At 46.5% G+C, this 17,791-nt stretch carries 13 protein-coding genes; 10 read left to right on the top strand and 3 right to left on the bottom strand.

Annotated features, from left to right (window positions below; genetic code table 11):
• Nucleotides 1–193 precede the first annotated feature (193 nt).
• Nucleotides 194–490, top strand: coding sequence for a hypothetical protein (locus tag I6G90_RS09330; RefSeq protein WP_197930939.1), 297 nt, complete (start codon nt 194–196; stop codon nt 488–490).
• Here the strand turns inward: I6G90_RS09330 and umuC are convergent.
• Complete coding sequence (umuC, locus tag I6G90_RS09325) at nt 473–1,744, bottom strand: translesion error-prone DNA polymerase V subunit UmuC (RefSeq protein ID WP_197930937.1); 1,272 nt, start codon at nt 1,742–1,744, stop codon at nt 473–475. The genes I6G90_RS09330 and umuC overlap by 18 nt on opposite strands.
• Before the next feature lie 3 nt (nt 1,745–1,747).
• Nucleotides 1,748–2,170: a translesion error-prone DNA polymerase V autoproteolytic subunit gene (gene umuD, locus I6G90_RS09320; RefSeq protein WP_010676201.1), complete on the bottom strand. Its 423-nt coding sequence runs from the start codon at nt 2,168–2,170 to the stop codon at nt 1,748–1,750.
• A 126-nt stretch (nt 2,171–2,296) separates the two neighbouring features.
• On the opposite strand from umuD, the gene vapB reads away from it, so the two are divergent.
• A complete protein-coding gene (vapB, locus tag I6G90_RS09315) occupies nt 2,297–2,524 on the top strand; it encodes a type II toxin-antitoxin system VapB family antitoxin (RefSeq protein ID WP_029314895.1) in 228 nt (75 codons plus the stop codon).
• Between the two features lie 706 nt (nt 2,525–3,230).
• Nucleotides 3,231–3,548 carry a hypothetical protein gene (locus tag I6G90_RS09310; protein ID WP_197930926.1) on the top strand — a complete coding sequence of 106 codons (318 nt, stop codon included), beginning with the start codon at nt 3,231–3,233 and terminating at the stop codon, nt 3,546–3,548.
• 37 nt (nt 3,549–3,585) lie between these two features.
• Here I6G90_RS09310 and I6G90_RS09305 read toward each other — a convergent pair whose 3' ends face one another.
• Entirely contained in the window at nt 3,586–4,566 is a 981-nt protein-coding gene (locus I6G90_RS09305; protein WP_000019402.1) for an IS5-like element IS5 family transposase, read from the bottom strand.
• 220 nt (nt 4,567–4,786) lie between these two features.
• Here I6G90_RS09305 and I6G90_RS09300 point away from each other — a divergent pair, with 220 nt between their 5' ends.
• From I6G90_RS09300 to I6G90_RS09270, 7 genes are all read left to right on the top strand, one after another.
• Complete coding sequence (locus I6G90_RS09300; RefSeq protein WP_197930924.1) at nt 4,787–6,739, top strand: tetratricopeptide repeat protein; 1,953 nt, start codon at nt 4,787–4,789, stop codon at nt 6,737–6,739.
• A gap of 247 nt (nt 6,740–6,986) precedes the next feature.
• Nucleotides 6,987–7,340 carry a type IIL restriction-modification enzyme MmeI gene (locus I6G90_RS09295; RefSeq protein WP_197930922.1) on the top strand — a complete coding sequence of 118 codons (354 nt, stop codon included), beginning with the start codon at nt 6,987–6,989 and terminating at the stop codon, nt 7,338–7,340.
• Between the two features lie 77 nt (nt 7,341–7,417).
• Nucleotides 7,418–8,836: an IS66-like element ISAs21 family transposase gene (locus I6G90_RS09290; RefSeq protein ID WP_004576012.1), complete on the top strand. Its 1,419-nt coding sequence runs from the start codon at nt 7,418–7,420 to the stop codon at nt 8,834–8,836.
• Between the two features lie 27 nt (nt 8,837–8,863).
• Nucleotides 8,864–11,215 carry a class I SAM-dependent DNA methyltransferase gene (locus I6G90_RS09285; protein WP_197930920.1) on the top strand — a complete coding sequence of 784 codons (2,352 nt, stop codon included), beginning with the start codon at nt 8,864–8,866 and terminating at the stop codon, nt 11,213–11,215.
• Between the two features lie 56 nt (nt 11,216–11,271).
• Nucleotides 11,272–13,290 (top strand): DEAD/DEAH box helicase, encoded by a 2,019-nt coding sequence (locus I6G90_RS09280; RefSeq protein WP_197930918.1) that lies wholly within the window; start codon nt 11,272–11,274, stop codon nt 13,288–13,290.
• Between the two features lies 1 nt (nt 13,291).
• Nucleotides 13,292–14,542, top strand: coding sequence for a GIY-YIG nuclease family protein (locus I6G90_RS09275; RefSeq protein WP_197930916.1), 1,251 nt, complete (start codon nt 13,292–13,294; stop codon nt 14,540–14,542).
• A 710-nt stretch (nt 14,543–15,252) separates the two neighbouring features.
• Nucleotides 15,253–17,523 (top strand): hypothetical protein, encoded by a 2,271-nt coding sequence (locus I6G90_RS09270; protein ID WP_197930914.1) that lies wholly within the window; start codon nt 15,253–15,255, stop codon nt 17,521–17,523.
• The last annotated feature ends 268 nt before the right edge of the window (nt 17,524–17,791 follow it).

Genomic DNA, 17,791 nt, shown 5'->3' with positions numbered 1-17,791 from the left:
AATGTATATACTGAGCGACTCGGATAGGGGCTTGAGACAATCCGAGTCGCTCATACTGGGCCTTTATAGAGGATAGAGTGTGTAATGAGTAAACCATTTAGTTCCGGTAGCGTTACAGTTCAACCATCTCGTGGCCTGTGGCAGGCAAGCTACTTAGGGCAGAAAGTCCCATAGCGAAGCGCGGTTTGGATCAATGGCAGAGACCCTTGCTCACCGGGCTTTGTTAAAATTGCAGGCTGGTAACTCTGACCCTGTGTCCGACGATCTGCAATTTAAGCTGCCATGGCGAATGCTGGATGCTGCCAGGCAATTGGGGCTCTCATTGGGCCAACTGCGGCAGTGGATGCTAACTGGAATGCTCAACGGACATGAGATTAAACCACCAATGCGTGATGTGAAAGGCGTTGACCGAATCACCGGTTGCGAATTAATGATGGCGCAAGAGCGCCTTGCTGAGTGCAAATCCGGGTTGTCACTTTGCAATGGGTAATTCGTCTAATGCCGTGGTATAGCGGGGACTGAGTTTTTCACGCCTCATAATCCAATCACTGTTGTCTCTCCCACGAGCTCCAAAATGAATTTTTCCTAATCGTCCCTGGTTGATTCGGTCGATCATCTGCATTAGGTCCTGACTGCGGGGCTTATGTTGATGATGGTCGAACAAATCTCCCTGCTGGCTGCCGATAGGAGTGAAGTCGGCTAGCATCACGCCCCCTTTTTGGTAGCGGTGCCCATCCCGCCAGATATGAGAGAGCAGTGAGTGGATCACTCCCAGCAGCTCCCTAGTATCGTTGGTAGGCACAGCCAGCTTGGTGCTCACGTGGTTGCCGTAGTAGGGCTCTTTGTCATTGAAGGGGCAGGTACGAATGAATAGAGTGACATGGCGACAGTACATTCCCTCTGCCCGGAGTTTTTCAGCTGCACGTTCCATATATCCTGCGAGTGCTTGATGCATGGAATTCATGTGTGTGATCCGTTCACCGAATGATCGGGAGCAGATGATCTGCTGTTTGGCTTGTGTGTCCTGCTCCAGGCTGGCGCATGGATAGCCGCGTAGCTCTAGCACGGTTCGCTCAACAACGACCCCATAACGATGCCGTAGGTTTTTACCATCGACAGCGACTAGGTCCGCCACACTATTGATCCCGTGCGCTTCGAGCCTGGTGGTCAGTTTTCTACCTATTCCCCATATTTCCCCGACCGGAGTGATAGCCATCAAACGCGCTCGACGTGCCTCATCACGCAAATCAACCACTCCACCAGTCGCAGGCCACTTCTTCGCGGCGTAGTTTGCCAGCTTGGCGAGTGTTTTGGTTGGCCCGATCCCGACGCCGACTGTGAGTCCAGTCCATTGCTGTATTCGTTCACGGATCTGACGACCATATGCTGTTAGGTCTCCCGCCCATGATTCGTTCAGTTCAACAAACGCCTCGTCAACACTGTACACCTCGACAGTTGGCACCATGCCTTCCAGCGTGGTCATTACGCGCTGTGACATATCACCATAGAGGGCGTAGTTGCTCGAGAACCAAACACCGCCTGCGGCCTCGAAGAACTGACGGATCTGGAAGTAGGGAACACCCATCTTGATGCCAAGCGCCTTGGCTTCTGCCGAGCGAGCCACAACGCAGCCGTCGTTGTTCGATAGCACCACGATCGGGCGCCCCTTGAGGTCTGGCCTAAACAGGCGCTCGCAGGACGCATAGAAGTTGTTCACATCGACGAGGGCAATGGCGTTGGGCATGGTTTACCCCAGTTTGGTCTTGTGGAGCACATAGGTTACGACGCCAAAAATTTCTAGTTCCTGCCCGTCCAATAGATGGATGGGTTGGAAATCCGGATTGGCGGGTAGCAGGGCAGGGAACGGGCGTTCTTGCAGCTGTTTGACAGTGAATTCTCCATCAAGGCAGGCTAGAACGATAGCGCCGTGGCGGGCCTTGAGCGCCCTATCTACGATCAAAAGATCCCCGTCATTGATGCCCTTTTCCACCATGCTGTGGCCACTGGCCCTGACATAGAAGGTGGCAGCGGGATGCTCAATACAGATCTGGTTCAGATCTATGGTTTGCTCAATATAGTCCTGTGCTGGGCTAGGAAAGCCGCAAACCACAGGGGACAGAAAAAGCGGCAGCTCTAGAGCGTCCGGGGTTGGATGTGGGATGGCGAACATGGTGGCTCACTGGTTACTGTTTTTATATACAGTATAGCCGTATTGCATAACGTGTGCATCCGGTGTCAGTTGACATACCGGGCCCATTAGCTATGTTCGGTTGGTACTGTGTTCATAGGACGCGTGATGGAATCAACAGTTTTTAGGTGTGGTCGTGGCCAGGGGGTTTACCTGCCCGAGGCAGTGGCCCTGCCAGATGAGGTCACGCATGTTGAGATCGTCGTGGTTGGTCGTACTCGCATAATCACACCTGTAGGTGAGTCCTGGGATAGGTGGTTTGATGAGCCTTGTATGAGCGCCGACTTCATGGCCGAACGTGAGCAGCCAACCGCCCAGGAGCGAGAGAAACTCTGAGGTCCAGCAGGGTAACTGAGTTGCGAAGCTGAGAGGGATTGTTTTTATATATATAGATAAAGCGCTTCCCTCTCATCTGAAAAGTGAATAGCTATGGCCATCATTCTCGCGTAGCGAGGATTGTTCATAGAGCTGTCGGTACTCGCCCCCCAGGCAGGATAGCTCAGTAGCCATTTTTTCTAGGTTGCACCACTGGTCGTGGTGCATGTGATCCAGTTATCTACCTGTGGTTTCCATTGGACCATTCGTTGAAGGTGTTTTGGTGGCACTAGAGCTGAGGTGCACAGCTGAGAGGGATTGTTTTTATATATATAGATAAAGCGCATCCCTCTCACCTACCAGGTAACGATGTGGCTACATCATTCTCGCATAGCGAGGATTGTCCATAGAGCTGTCGGCGCTTGCTCTCCCTGGTAGACAGGATAGCTCGATAGCAATTTTCTATGTTGCACCACTGGCGTGGTGCATCTGATCCAGTTAGTTATCTGGCCAAGTATTCCACCAGGAACTTGTAAATGGGGTATTCCACTTGTTGCAATCCACGGACTATCTGGCACATGTCGAGCACCATCATGGCTGTGTCCCTGCATAGGAGCAACCTCAACACTGGCTGACGAAAACTGTACTAGCATCTTTCGTTTCCATTTCATAAGGTCTTATAGCCGTAGCTCCACAACAAAGACCTATCTGTATCATGGAAGTAAAAATGGAAAGAATTTCACTGCATTCGTTAATTCAGAGAACTATGTGTATGTTGGGGTTCTCATTAGAAAGTATGGCTGATCGGGTATCAGCACTAATCTGGCTTGGTGATAATATCGGTGAACAATGGCCATATTATATTGATGGCTCAAAAATAGGGTTTAACGATTGGAAATTCATACGCGATACTGACTCAGGAGAAATCGTATTTAGGGAAGGAGCGAATAAGCGGGGAAATTCTTCTCGGCTGACTCAGTCATTTCATTTCTTCATGTTTGAGCCGATTTTTTCTCCCGTAAATGCCTTGAATCAGCCTATTTAGACCGTTTCTTCGCCATTTAAGGCGTTATTCCCAGTTTTTAGTGAGATCTCTCCCACTGACGTATCATTTGGTCCGCCCGAAACAGGTTGGCCAGCGTGAATAACATCGCCAGTTGGTTATCGTTTTTCAGCAACCCCTTGTATCTGGCTTTCACGAAGCCGAACTGTCGCTTGATGATGCGAAATGGGTGCTCCACCTTGGCCCGGATGCTGGCTTTCATGTATTCGATGTTGATGGCCGTTTTGTTCTTGCGTGGATGCTGTTTCAAGGTTCTTACCTTGCCGGGGCGCTCGGCGATCAGCCAGTCCACATCCACCTCGGCCAGCTCCTCGCGCTGTGGCGCCCCTTGGTAGCCGGCATCGGCTGAGACAAATTGCTCCTCTCCATGCAGCAGATTACCCAGCTGATTGAGGTCATGCTCGTTGGCCGCGGTGGTGACTAGGCTGTGGGTCAGGCCACTCTTGGCATCGACACCAATGTGGGCCTTCATGCCAAAGTGCCACTGATTGCCTTTCTTGGTCTGATGCATCTCCGGATCGCGTTGCTGCTCTTTGTTCTTGGTCGAGCTGGGTGCCTCAATGATGGTGGCATCGACCAAGGTGCCTTGAGTCATCATGACGCCTGCTTCGGCCAGCCAGCGATTGATGGTCTTGAACAATTGGCGGGCCAGTTGATGCTGCTCCAGCAGGTGGCGGAAATTCATGATGGTGGTGCGGTCCGGCAAGGCGCTATCCAGGGATAACCGGGCAAACAGACGCATGGAGGCGATTTCGTACAGAGCATCTTCCATCGCGCCATCGCTCAGGTTGTACCAATGCTGCATGCAGTGAATGCGTAGCATGGTTTCCAGCGGATAAGGTCGCCGGCCATTACCAGCCTTGGGGTAAAACGGCTCGATGACTTCCACCATGTTTTGCCATGGCAGAATCTGCTCCATGCGGGACAAGAAAATCTCTTTTCTGGTCTGACGGCGCTTACTGCTGAATTCACTGTCGGCGAAGGTAAGTTGATGACTCATGATGAACCCTGTTCCATGGCTCCAGATGACAAACATGATCTCATATCAGGGACTTGTTCGCACCTTCCCTAGGCTCATTAAGCATGTGTTGTATGGATGATCTGCTATAAATCTACGATAAATGTTACAGAGCTCATACTTATGCTTAAATGTAATTAAACAAAATTCTGAAGATGATAGATTGAGATCAAGTTGACTAAATGGATACGTGGAGGTTGGAATGACATTCATAAAGATCGGCAATGGTACTGAAAAAGTAGTTGATTGTTATGAGCGCTCTATGGAGCCAATATATCTAGAGGCAATTTCTTACGAATTTGGGATCGGCGTAGAAGCTGACTTTCTAAAAGCGATTAAAACATATGAGATCGCAGCGTTACGTGGCCACCCTCAATCAAATTTAAAACTTGGCATGCTCTATTTTCATGGTCATGGTGTAACTCAAAATATAAATAAAGCAATTAAGTATTTTTGGAAAGCTGGGGATCGTGGGTGTGCCCTGTCCTACTTTACACTAGGATGGATTTATGACGAAGGGGTTTTAATACCTAAGGATGACGATAAAGCTGAATATTGTTATACAAAATCAGCTGAAAAGGGAAATGGCAACGCACAGTATAACTTATCTCAACTGTGTTTGAAGATAAGTGAAAAAACGTCCAAGAAAAGCTATGAAAAAAAATCAATAGAATGGCTTGAGTTGGCAGTTAAAAATGACCATCCACTGGCCCAATTGAATATGGGTATTCATTTAGTCAATAAAAATGAAGGGCCAGAGGTTGATGTACATGCAAATCAGCTATTTACACTCTCAGCAGAACAGGGAAATATTGATGCGTTATATCAATTAGGATTAATGCATCTAAAAAGCTACAAAAAATATAAGATAGATCGTGATCTCAATATGGCATTTGAATTTTTAAATAAAGCAAAAGATGCCGGGCATATTCAGGCGCAAGTGAAAATTGGAGACATGTGCTACTGTTGGCTGGGATACGATCTTGATAATACTCAGTTTGAGAACATCAAGATTGGAGGGCATGAATATGAAATAGGGCCAGATTGGGGGCATTATCTCGAAGCAGCAAAAAAAGGCAATATGGAAGCTAAATATAAGGCCAGCATCATACTGTTAAATGAAAATGCGAGCTGTAGTGATGGACTGGAGATGCTTTCCTCTGCTGCGTATGGAAACTATCCTGCCGCAAAATATTTGCTGTCTATGAAGGAGCTTTGCGAACTCAAGTCATTATTGAATGACAAAGAAGAATGTGAAAAGTATAAGGATATGTTGCTTAGAGATATTGGTAGTATTAAAAATAATCTAGAATACGCATCTGAAAACGGAATAATAGGCGCAAAATTGCAACTAGCAAAATTGTACTGGCAACTCTATCGAGCAGGTTATGGTGATACTAATTGTCGGGCGGCATTGACGCACCTTATGTATTGGGTCCGAGATTATCACTTGTTAAACTACACAGAAATTAATTATTGCCATCATTTAGATGATAGCACTATAGATGAACTTGTTTCGCTAGCTAAATCAGGTGATAGCAAGGCTCAATTTGTACTGGGAACTCGCTATGCAAAGGGGCTTACTGTATCCCAAGATCTTGAAAAAGCTGAATTTTGGTATAACCAATGTATTGGTTCTGGAGACCCAGAAATCCTATGTCGTCTAGCATACATCTATCACATTGGTGATGGAGTAAATGCAGATATACATAAATGTAAAGAGATTATGGATTCCTATATTAGTCAATTCCCGAGTCTTTATGATGATGATATAAACTATCGACGTGGTTATATCGCACTACATCATGATAAGAACAAGGACGATGCAATTAAATTGTTTGAGTTAGCTTCTCGTAATGCTAACCATTTAGGTGCAACATTTCAACTTGCAAAAATGTATTTGAATGATAATGAGAAGTATGAAGATGGGATCAATATGTTGATTTCTATCTTAGACAAAAAAAGTATCATGAGTGATCTTGGTGAGTGTTGTTTGCTGGCACTTGTTTCTGAGTTTTTAGACAATGTTGGCAACATTGCTAGAAAAAATATCAACGATAACGTGATTGTCCCAGTATTAGATGAGATTCTGTCCTTGCCTACTAATTTTGATGATGAAATAAGAAATGAAGCTCTTTATCATATTCAGTATTAACTACCATTTTAAATTGGGTGTTGAGGATGTTTTATAAATGGGCGTGTAGCTTAACGCCCATTTTTAGTGTGTAGTTGATTGACTCCCAGTTAAATAGTAGAGTTATGATATAGAGAATTTGGTTGAGCCCTGTCATTACAGTCTCCAACCCTAGAGTATAAGTGGCTTACTCAAGGCAACTTTGTACGTGATTGATGAAGTGTCAGGGTTAGGCAAAAAATAATCAACAAACATCTTAGGACCACTAATGGCCGTCAATCAGGCGAAAATTTTCGAACAGCTCGAACAACTGACTCAAGAGCTAGATGTCGATGAATTTATATACAGCTTTCTGACAGTGTTCGGTTTCCCCAAAGCCACTGTCTCACGAATTCGCAATGGCGATGACCCGAGAAATTTAGCAAAAGAAGCAGGTCATGTTGCGCTCAAGAACAAGCTTTACTTCCAGTCAACAGTAGAGAGAGCAGACCTGAATGCCTTGTTGGATGCTCGCTTAAGCGATCCTGCTATTGCTAAACACAAGATCCGATTTGTGTTGGTCACAGATTTTATCCGGTTTCTGGCGTGGGATACTTGTAACTGTTCACCCAGATGGCATTGACAGGAAAAAGTGAGACGATCATCCCTTGATCCACTGTTGCCCCTTGCCTGATCCCGCCAGCTTGGCACCATCACGTCATGAGCAAACCCATTACGCCACCACCCGGCCTGCCGCTGACCCTCGAGCAAGCCAACGAGCTGATTTACAAGCTGATGGCGCGCATCGCCGAGCTTGAAGACCGCCTCAACCAAAACAGCAATAACTCCTCCAAGCCCCCCTCCACTGATGGCTCGGGGACCCCGCCTGCGCGCAAGCGCCCCGCTTCCGGCAAGGCTCGTGGTGCCCAGCCTGGCCACAAGGGGCAGCGGCGTGAACGTCATCCTGAGGACGACCGACTGACGGCAATACCACACTATCCTGCCCGGCAGTGCGCCTGCTGTGGTGAGCAGGTGGTGTCCCATGACAAGCCCTACCGGGTTCATCAGGTGTTTGACCTGCCCGAGGTCAGCTATGTGGTGACAGAGCATCAGCTGTATCGGGGCACCTGCCGTGGGTGCGTCACCACCAGTGAAGCAGCCCTGCCCGATACGGTGAGCCACAGCCAGATGGGGGCTAATCTGCTGAGCTATATCGCTTTGCAGAGTGGTCAGTTCCACCAGAGCATCAGCAAGATACAGCAGCAGCTCAAGCAGCACTTCGGTTTGAGCTTTAGCCGAGGCGCCATCAGTGAAGCGCAAGGCCGGGTCAGCGCCATGCTCACCCCGACCCACCAAGCCATCAAACAGCAAGTGCAGTCTGCCGCCATCATCCATGCCGATGAAACCCGGCACCAGCGGGGCGGTGAGCGACGCTGGATGTGGCTGGCCCTGAGCAAGGTCGCGGTCTGCTTCATGACGGCGTTTGGCCGCGGTCAGGAGGCAGCGAAGCGGTTGCTGGGCAGTGAGCTTGATGGGGTGCTGGTGACCGACCAGTATGCGGGATACCGCTTCATCGACAGCGCCCAGCGCCAACTGTGCTGGGCGCATGTGCTGCGCAACGTGGCGGCGATTGCCGAGAGTAGCGACGCCGTCAACCAGCCTATCGGAGCCCGGCTGGTACTGCTGGCTGACACGGTGTTCAGAACCCGGCATGGCTATGAACAAGGCTGCTTAAGCCGGGAGCAGTACCAGCGAAGGTTGCAGCGATGTCGGCAAAGCTGGCGAAGGCAGCTGGAGCGGGGCAGTGTACTGTGTTCCAAGCGCTACCGTGGGCGCTGCCAGTTACTGCTCAAGGACGATGAGATGCTATGGCGTTTTATGGAAAACGACGAGATAGCGCTGACCAACAATGAAGCGGAGCGGGCGCTGCGTGGCTATGTGCTGTGGCGCAAGGGAAGCTATGGCGTCTGGTCGCATCGAGGCGAGCAGTTCAGGCAGCGTATCCTATCGTTGGTGGAGACGGCCAAGCGATTGGGCCGCTGCCCGCAGGAGTGGCTGAGGGCAGTTGTCAGGTCCTGCATCGAGAAAACCGACTACCCGTTCCCGGAGGAGTTGGTGCTGTCAACACCGTCCCGGTGAACGGTTACGGATACTTTAAGCAAAGAGTTGCTCGATATTGAACTTGAGGAGCTGCACAGCAACTATGGTTTCTTCCTGCCGCTGGTAGGCCTTGAGAAGGCTATCGTCAGTAGCGAAAACCCGGCTGATGTCAAAGCGGCTGAGAAAATGGGCAAGCTGTTCGATCTGATCCGCACCCAGAATGACCTTAACCTGCCTGAAGATATCCACGCTCTGAATGTCTTTTTGACCCGCTTGTTGTTCTGCCTGTTTGCCGAAGATACTGGCATTTTTGGCAAAGGGCAGTTTACTTCGGCCATCCAGAGCTACACAGAAGAGGATGGTCGCGATCTGGACGCCTTCCTCGATCAATTGTTTGCGGTGCTCAATAGCGAACCAAGCAGTGCTAAGCGGCAAAATTTGCCAGTGCATCTGACGGCATTCCCCTACGTCAATGGCGGACTGTTTTCATCGGATCAACCTATCCCGGAACTGGGTAAGAAAGGCCGCCGGATCCTGCTTGAATGCGGCACCATGGATTGGAGTGAAATCAACCCTGATATCTTCGGCAGTATGTTCCAGGCCGTTATCGACGTAGAGCAGCGCAGTCGGCTGGGCCAGCACTACACCTCCTACAGTAATATCATGAAGGTGATTCAACCGCTGTTTCTTGACTCGTTGCAAGCTGAACTCGATAAACAGCTTCAAGTTGCAGCCAATAAGCGTGCTAGAGGGCTGCAAGCGTTATTGGTGCGAATGGGTCAGATCAAGGTTTTTGACCCCGCTTGCGGCTCGGGTAACTTCTTGATTGTGGCTTATAAGGAGCTACGCAAGCTTGAGATGGCAGTCATCAAGGCATTGGAGGAAGTTGATCCGCAAGGATTCGCCATGAGTGGGCTGCATCTGTCGCAATTTTACGGCATTGAAATAGATGATTTTGCCTGTGAGATTGCCCGTTTGTCGCTGTGGCTGGCAGAGCACCAGCTCAATAGCCAGTGGCAGCAGGAGTTTGGTTTTGCTCCCCCGGCACTCCCTTTGCGCGACAGCGGCAATATTCACAGCGGTAATAGCCTACGGCTGGATTGGAACTTGGTGTGTCCCAAAGGTCCTGAAGAGGAGGTCTACATCATCGGCAACCCGCCCTTTTTGGGAACTCTTGGCCGTAGTGATGAACAGCGGACTGACATGCAAGAAGTATTTAGTGGATTCAAATCACTGGGGACTTTAGATTTTGTTGCTTGTTGGTTTTGGAAGGGTGCTCAGTATATTAAAAACTCGAGAGCTGAGTTAGCTCTGGTATCAACCAATTCTATTTGCCAAGGTGAGCAGGTCGCAACTCTGTGGCCACCAATTTTTAGCCTTGGTTTAAAAATTCATTTTGCATATCCAACATTTAGTTGGAGTAACAATGCTCGCGATAAAGCTGCCGTACATGTAGTCATCGTGGGACTTTCGTCATGCCCAATAAAGCGAAACTTATATCAAAATATAGAGGGGGATTGGCATTGCAAGCAAGTTGAAAACATTAGTCCTTACTTAGTTGAAGGTACGATAGCGGCTGTCATCCCGAGAAGCAAACCATTGATTGCGAATGTATCTCCATTATTGTTTGGCAATAAGCCAACAGATGGCGGACATTTACTGCTCAATAGAATTGAACGTGAGCAACTGCTTGAAAAAGAGCCACAAGCAGAACGCTGGATAAAAAGGGTTCTGGGAGCTGATGAGTTTCTGAATGGACGGGAGCGCTGGTGCTTATGGTTGGTTGGGATTTCTGAAGAAGAACTTGCCTCAATGCCATTAGTCGAGCGTCGTGTTCAGTTAGTTGCCTCAACACGTATTAAAAGCCCTGATAAGGGAGCTCAGAAACTTGCTGAGCGCCCACATCAGTTTCGGGACTTAAATAACCCTGATAATTACATCCTTGTACCTAGTGTATCTTCTGAGCGTAGAACCTATGTACCACTTGGCTTTTTCAATGCAGATGTAATTTCAACAAACCTTAACTACATAATACCTAATGGTACAATGTACGAATTTGGAATCCTTTCCTCACTGTTGCACAACGATTGGATGCGCTTGGTTGCCGGGCGTTTAGAAAGCCGTTATCGCTATTCATCCTCTGTTGTTTACAATCCATTCCCCTGGCCGGAAGTCACAGATGCCCAACGCCAAGAAATAGAGCGTTTAGCTGAAGAGGTCTTGCTGACTCGAGCAGAGTTCCTTGGGCGTACCTTGGCAGAGCTCTATGATCCCAACAAAATGCCTGCTGCATTGTTGGCCGCACATCAGGCGCTTGACAGAGCTGTTGATCGTCTTTATCGCGATCGACCATTCAAAGATGCGGCAGACCGTTTAAGTTGCCTCTTGGCTCGTTACGAGGCTCTCGTCGGAAATTGATCAATGACGCAGGCTGAGGGCCTGCGTTGTGTCACCATTATTCGGAAGGATTCACGATGAACAATTTGTTGCATGTCGAGTATGGCCAGACAGGCCAGAGTGCCAGCTTAAATGAAATGGGGATGCGCGAGATGCAGGCGCGTGCGTTTGCCGAGCGTAATAGCCAGTATTTGTTGATTAAGGCACCGCCTGCTTGCGGCAAGTCTCGTGCTTTGATGTTTCTGGGGCTCGACAAGTTAGAGCGTCAGGGGCTGCGCAAGGTGATAGTAGCTGTGCCAGAAAAGTCCATCGGTGGATCTTTCCAGAATACGCAGTTAACCGAACATGGTTTTTTTGCCGATTGGGTGGTAAGCCCGGAAAACAATCTCTGTGTTGATGGTAGTGACAGCGGTAAGGTCAACGCATTTCAGCGCTTTATGAGTGGTGATGATCGGATCTTGGTTTGCACCCATGCCACTCTGCGGTTTGCGTTTGATAAGCTACCAGTGGCCGTCTTCAATGACTGTGTTGTGGCCATCGATGAGTTTCACCATGTGTCCGCTGATGGTGATAACCGATTGGGGAGCCTGATCGATGATCTGATGAATAAGTCGAGCGCCCATATTGTCGCGATGACGGGGTCATATTTCCGAGGAGATACAGTTCCGATCCTGCTCGCAGAGGACGAGGCCAAGTTTACCAAGGTCACTTACACCTACTACGAGCAGCTTAATGGCTATCAGTACCTGAAATCCCTTGGCATCGGTTACCACTTCTATCAGGGGCGTTATATCGATGCTTTGCCTGATGTGCTTGATGCCAGCAAGAAAACCATCATCCATATCCCTAACGTTAATTCAGGTGAATCAACTAAGGACAAGCACGGTGAGGTAGATGCCATTCTCGACGTGTTGGGTGAGGTTGCGATGCGTGACCAGGATACGGGCATTTTGCATATCACAGCCAAAGATGGGCGGATGTTGAAAGTGGCCAACTTGGTAGATGACAATGCCACTGAACGCCCAAAAGTTCAGGCCTATTTACGAGATATCAAACATGCCGATGATATGGACATCATCATTGCCTTAGGAATGGCCAAGGAGGGGTTTGACTGGCCTTACTGTGAGCATGTGTTGACCATTGGTTATCGCAGCTCGTTGACCGAAATTGTGCAGATAATTGGCCGTGCGACCCGTGATTGCAAGGGTAAGAGGCATGCCCAGTTTACAAATCTGATCGCCCAACCTGATGCGCAAGATGAGGATGTTCGGGCATCTGTAAACAATATGCTCAAAGCAATCACCACTTCACTGTTGATGGAGCAAATCCTCGCTCCCAGCATTCAGTTCAAGCCCCGTTCGCAATGGGATGGCACCCCACTGCCGCCTAATACCCTGATTATCGATGACACTACGGCCACACCCGTTTCTCAGAAGGTATTGGACATTTTGAACGGTGACAGGAATGAGTTGATGGCTGCGCTTTTAACCAAAGAGCAGGTGGTGAAAGAGGCGATCACAGATACCACGCCAATTGAAGCCGTGACACAGGTGGCGCTGCCTCAAGTGATCCAGACCCTCTACCCGGAACTGAGCGAGGAAGAGCAGGAACAGGTACGGCAAGGATTGCTGCAAACCATATTGATCAACCAACAGGGAGGCTTGATTGATGGCAAAGACTTGCCAGAGGGTGCGGACGTCGATTTAGGTAGTGAAGCAGGTCATCAGGATGGCAGCACTGGAAGTGGTGTGGCGGGTAAACAGTTTTTGAAAATGGGTGAGAAGTTCCTATGCATCGACAATCTGGATATTGACCTGATCGATACAGTTAATCCGTTCCACGGTGCTTATGAGATCCTGTCAAAGCAAGTTACCGCAGCCATGCTGAAAACGATCCAACAGGCGGTAAGTGCAACCAAGTCACAGGTATCTGAAGAAGAGGCGGTGATCCTCTGGCCCAAGATCAAGCAGTTCACTCGGGAGCACGGGCGGGAGCCATCGCTTAATGCGAGTGATCAGATTGAGGTGCGCTATGCAGAAGCGTTAGCCTTTGTACGCAAGATGAAGCAACAACAGATGGCAGCACAGGGACGTTAAAATGATCCGCTTATCGACAGCCAGGCTCGCCACTAAATCGAGCTTGGGTGATATCCTAGGTGAAGACGATGACTTGGGGTTGCTGGATGTGCAACCTCTTAAAGTGAAAGCAGCACCACCCGATCTAGCCAGCGCACAGTTTGCTGCAATTAGCGCATTCTATGAACAGCATGGCCGGTTACCCGATGAGGGAACTGGTGCGCTGCTCGAGGAGAAGCTGCTGGCAAGACGACTAAAGGGGATTTTGGCAAATCCCGCCCAGTGCGATCATTTGCAGGCGCAGGATAAATTCGGTCTGTTAAACCGAGGCGAAACAGCTCTAAAACAGAGTTATTTAGCTACTGCGGTTGAGCCTGAAACGTGTATAAGCAAGTCTGAATTGGTGACTTCGCTTGCTGATATTTTTGCCGATGACGATGATGGGTTACTCGACTTTGATGAACCTGACATCTTCAACTTGCGGCATATCTCTGGCGAGAAAAAAGAACAACCTGATGAGATTGCTCAGCGTCAACCGTGCCGTGATTTCCCCCGATTTGCCCCATTATTTACTGCCTTCCATGATGGTTTGAAGGCGGGAGCCTTTGGTTTAGAACGCTTCACGCATAAGTTGAAAATTGCTGCTGGTGATTTCTTCATTCTCAATGGGGTGATCGGTTATGTGGATAGTGTGGGGGAGCGCCTAGAGCAATATAGCGGGTACAATGCCAGGCTTTATCTGGTGTTTGAAAATGGTACTGAGATGCACATGCTCTATCAGTCATTGACCCATGGTTTGGTTCGAGATAACGAAGGTCGAAAAGCTCAGCTCAATGGGCAATCATTGCTGCCATCTTTGGATACAGTGTCGACCGGGGTTGTTTATATCCTCAAAACACTGAGTACAGATCCTGCTCTCACTCCATATAAGCCGAATCTCTACAAGATTGGGTTCACTGAAACGTCGGTGGAAGAGCGGATCAAAAATGCAGAGCTGGACAGTACATTTCTGGAGGCTCCGGTTCAAATAGTTGCGATCAACCACTGTTTCAATCTCAATGCGCAAAAGCTGGAGGCTTTAGTTCATGGTTTTCTTGCCTCACGACGTCTCAATGTAAAACTAAAGGGGCTCGGTGGGCAGGTGTATACACCGAAGGAGTGGTTTTGTGTTCCTATAGAGACAGCTATGGATGTAATTCAGTACATCGTTGATGGCTCTATCTCTCAGTATCGGTTAGATAACACCACTGGCAAGATTGTTGCGAAGCAGTAGGTTTATGACCACGATGCGAATGCATCTTTTCAGCCATTTGTTCTAAGAGATTTTTCGCAGCAGAAAAACGAGCAGTTTATTAGGGATGCTTTTACTTGAAGGGTGAGGGGATGATAAACATACTATTCCCTCACCCTTGAATTGAAAATGGTCACGTTCTCGCAGAGCGAGGAATGCTCCGACATATTGCCTACCTATGACTCAATCGCGAATCGAGCTATAATTTTTGAGTTTTGCACCACTGTGGTGCATCCACACCAGTTACAATAAATCGCCTCAAAGATCGTTCTTGTCACTAGCTCCTCATACTACATCGCTGTGTAGTGGCCTTTGTATCGCATTGACTATTCAGATAGAGCTCTTGCACACCCCTCAAAATTATTAGAGTTTATAGATATTTTTGCCATTTTAGGGCTCAATTATAATGTTTAACTAATAATTCAAGAAGAAAGTCAAGATATTTTTCTTTACCCTATTGCAAACGCATTGGAATCAGCATATCGTTCATTTCATACATACCAGTCAGTGTATGTAGATACATAATTTATATTTATGAATTCTTCCAAGAGATTAAAAAATCTCTAAGGATCATACCTACGCCAATATTTAGGTGTGAATGCTAGAGAAGTATTTAAATATTTAATAACTATAATAAAAGTGTAGCGTTGAAAAACGCCACCATATTATTATAAAAACTAAATGAGGTGGATATGATTGTGTTGAGTTGTGGCGAAAACTGCCAGTTGAAATTTGGGGTTGATGAATCTAACGCGCTGAGGGATAAAATCGTAGAAATTATTGGCGATGGTGAGTCTAGGAATTCAGTAAGATTAATCAGTGACAATAAATCGGGATTTGATGCAGTGAAAATTGCATTCGATTATAAGATCACAGTCGTGCTTGATGGGCATGAGTTTAAGACTTGTTCGAACAAGGTCAATCTAGGGTTGCTGCTTCTCGGGTATGCTAAAAATGAGGTGGAGGAGCAAGAAGCAATTGATTTTGTGGCGCTAAACTCTCATCATTTTTGCCCAGAAATAATGTCTCAGACGTCTCTAATTGATTATGTTTGGTCTCAAACTAGTAATCGATTCCATACTAGAATCGCCGAGGCTATAAACAAACACTTGTTTGCTAAAAAGAGCGCGGTATCTTTGGCGCACAATTTCTATACTAAGAATGATAATATTACTGAAACTAATATCGATCTTTGTCACGAAAGATTGTGTCTAGATCGTTTCCCTGGGATTCACATAGTTGTTACTCCACCAGGGACTGGTAAAACAACTAATTGCCTAATACCCACATTTGACGAGGCTGGGAATAATGGCATGCATCCTATTTTTTTAAATCCATCTCGAGCGTTCACGAATTCACTGTATCCTGATCAGGATGAACGACACTATCATACAGATATCACCAAAAATGAAACCGGTGTCTATGGTGTTAGTCTGAGCATTTTATATAGTAAAAAATATAAGCATATCCGGGATAAGTGCCAAGTTTTGATTATAGATGAATTTGAGGATGTTTTTAATTTAATGCACTCAGAATTGGGCATGAGAGTCTCAGTTGATGAATACATTGAAAGGATGGATAATTTCAAAAAAATTATTGCTGATGCCAGCACTGTTATTATTGCCGATGCGTTTTTAAGTCAGGACTCATTTGATTTTATTTCAAATTTAGCTACGCTCAGTAATAAAAAAGTGTTCGTATATAGATCATCCAAACCTAGGAATATGCCAGAAATCTTTATAACAACTAAACCAGATATTATAAACAAGATCAATGAGCGTGCATCAAGTGGCAAAAAATGTATTGTATTTAGCGACGAGGCACACAATGCAAAAAAATCAAATGTTAACGTATTGGTAAACGCAATAAATACACCAAAAAAAATATTAATCGATGCTGACACTGCTCGTAAATTCCCTAATGGTGCTATAAACAAAAATGTTAGCAGTAAACTGGTGTCAATTTTTACACCGGTTGTGAAAAATGGATTTAGTTTCACAGATAAGGATCTAACATTTACTGCAATTTTTTCAAATGGGCTCGTTCAGCCTAATGATATTATGCAGTTTGTCCACCGAGCGAGGAATGCTAATAATGCATTTTTAGCGCTTCTTGGTGGCAAAAATAGGGTATATAAAAATAGCGATCATATCATTACAGAGTTGGTGATGTCAGCGTTGGGGTGTGATTATTCTATTGAACGTTTGCATGAGTATTGCCACAACCCCACATTAATGCATATGGTTAACCGATTGTTTATTCAACATAAATTGTGTTTGGATTATAATTTCACCCTACTAACAATGCTGGAACAACAGGGGTATAAAATTAGCTATCTTTTACCTGAGCTGAAAAATTCAGATAAAAAAATGCTTGAGTTAGCGGAGTTGAAAACAGAGGAGGAGCGAATTTGCGGGTTATTAAATAGAAGTAAATTTTATGCTCGGGAGGCTTTTGATATTGAGCACTTTTATAGTGAGGTATTGAGTGAGGAATTGATTAGGTTTGATGATAGAGGAAATACACGTAGAATAATTACAAATAACATTCCATTATATAAGTGTACTGACGATTATAATAGTCAAGAATCAGTAACATTTGCAATGATAAGATCGCTAGCCAATAATTTAAAACTCAGTGACAATTATTGCTACAGTAGTGATGAGGCTGGTAAATTCCTAGCGTGGATTGAGAATGGAAAATTTGAGTTTGGGCATGAACTCATTGCAGTAAAAAAATTCTTTAATAATGACTATTTTATCATTCCATCTAACAGGAAAATTCCAATTAAGTTTTTAGAGTCATTTCTTAAAAATAATTTTGGCTATGAAACTTATATGAGTCAGGAACAAAATTACTATCGTGATGGACCAGGGGCGGGTCGTTCAAAAAGAACTGTAAAAAAAGCGCGTCTGTCAAATGATATTAGAGAGTGGGTTGCTAAAATTATGAGCCGTTACTAAAATAGATCGCTATTGGTATTGCTGTTACTATCAAAAACACCGGTCTTGAACCGGTGTTTTGTACGCTTATCCAGTCTATTTGTTAGGGAAGGTGCTAACAAGTCACTTGGCACAAAAACACACCATTCTAAATTATTGATATTAAATGGCTAAACTTTTTAGTTTTGGCTCATAGGGTACTTATTCGCACCTTCCCTAACAGTTATTTCGGGAATTCAGATAATAAGTGCGACACTCATGGATGAATGGCGAGAGGTGGCCAACTGCT

The sequence above is a fragment of the Aeromonas allosaccharophila genome, from assembly GCF_016026615.1.
In the GTDB taxonomy this organism is placed as follows: domain Bacteria; phylum Pseudomonadota; class Gammaproteobacteria; order Enterobacterales; family Aeromonadaceae; genus Aeromonas; species Aeromonas allosaccharophila.
The sequence above is the reverse complement of the archived record's forward strand: the minus strand, read 5'-3'. Positions and strand labels throughout refer to the sequence as shown.

Excerpts from the sequence above, each read along its gene's own strand:
- I6G90_RS09330 (WP_197930939.1), top strand. The coding sequence starts at position 194 with ATGGCAGAGACCCTTGCTCACCGGGCTTTGTTAAAATTGCAGGCTGGT.
- umuC (WP_197930937.1), bottom strand. The coding sequence starts at position 1,744 with ATGCCCAACGCCATTGCCCTCGTCGATGTGAACAACTTCTATGCGTCC.
- umuD (WP_010676201.1), bottom strand. The coding sequence starts at position 2,170 with ATGTTCGCCATCCCACATCCAACCCCGGACGCTCTAGAGCTGCCGCTT.
- vapB (WP_029314895.1), top strand. The coding sequence starts at position 2,297 with ATGGAATCAACAGTTTTTAGGTGTGGTCGTGGCCAGGGGGTTTACCTG.
- I6G90_RS09310 (WP_197930926.1), top strand. The coding sequence starts at position 3,231 with ATGGAAAGAATTTCACTGCATTCGTTAATTCAGAGAACTATGTGTATG.
- I6G90_RS09305 (WP_000019402.1), bottom strand. The coding sequence starts at position 4,566 with ATGAGTCATCAACTTACCTTCGCCGACAGTGAATTCAGCAGTAAGCGC.
- I6G90_RS09300 (WP_197930924.1), top strand. The coding sequence starts at position 4,787 with ATGACATTCATAAAGATCGGCAATGGTACTGAAAAAGTAGTTGATTGT.
- I6G90_RS09295 (WP_197930922.1), top strand. The coding sequence starts at position 6,987 with ATGGCCGTCAATCAGGCGAAAATTTTCGAACAGCTCGAACAACTGACT.
- I6G90_RS09290 (WP_004576012.1), top strand. The coding sequence starts at position 7,418 with ATGAGCAAACCCATTACGCCACCACCCGGCCTGCCGCTGACCCTCGAG.
- I6G90_RS09280 (WP_197930918.1), top strand. The coding sequence starts at position 11,272 with ATGAACAATTTGTTGCATGTCGAGTATGGCCAGACAGGCCAGAGTGCC.
- I6G90_RS09275 (WP_197930916.1), top strand. The coding sequence starts at position 13,292 with ATGATCCGCTTATCGACAGCCAGGCTCGCCACTAAATCGAGCTTGGGT.
- I6G90_RS09270 (WP_197930914.1), top strand. The coding sequence starts at position 15,253 with ATGATTGTGTTGAGTTGTGGCGAAAACTGCCAGTTGAAATTTGGGGTT.